Raw genomic sequence first — 556 nt, 5'->3', positions numbered from 1 at the left:
CCCGCAGCCGAAAGCTCTTGCGTAAGGATATAAAATCTTCGCTGCATCGAGGCGCGAAGCATGGCAGACTCGGGCCAATGAGTGATTTGCCTGATGAGCTGCCGAGCGATCCAGCCGAGTTGCGTGTCTTTGCCGCGGCTCTGCTGGATCGCTGCGCCAGGCTCGAGCGGTTGCTCAAGCTTGCGAAAGATGCGCAGTTCGGTCGATCGTCGGAAAAGCTGGACGCTGATCAGCTTCAGCTTGTTCTGGAGGATATCGATCAGGCCGTCGCGGCTCTCGAAGCAGCCGAGGACCGCGCCAATCCCAAAACACGCGAGAAGAGAGCTGCCGAGCGCAGGGCCAATCGTGGCAAGCTGCCGGAGCATTTGCCACGCATCGTCGAAACGCTGATGCCGACTGCAACCTGCTGCCCGTGCTGCGAAGGCGTCCTTTTTGAAATTGGGAGCGATGAGAGCCAGAGGCTGGACGTCGTACCGGAGTATCGCGTAATCGTCACCCGTCGGCCCAAGCTGGCCTGCCGCGCCTGTCATGGCGTGGTCCTCCAGCACGCCGCGCC

General features: G+C 61.3%; 1 protein-coding gene. It reads left to right on the top strand.

The annotated features are described in order from the left end of the window. Window positions 1-77: 77 nt before the first annotated feature. A partial coding sequence (locus tag FXV83_RS41935; RefSeq protein WP_187436552.1) for an IS66 family transposase occupies window positions 78-556 on the top strand: 479 nt, incomplete at its 3' end.

The sequence above is a fragment of the Bradyrhizobium hipponense genome (assembly GCF_008123965.1).
Lineage (GTDB): Bacteria > Pseudomonadota > Alphaproteobacteria > Rhizobiales > Xanthobacteraceae > Bradyrhizobium > Bradyrhizobium hipponense.
Note: the sequence above shows the minus strand (reverse complement) of the source record. Positions and strands in the feature narration are given on the sequence as shown.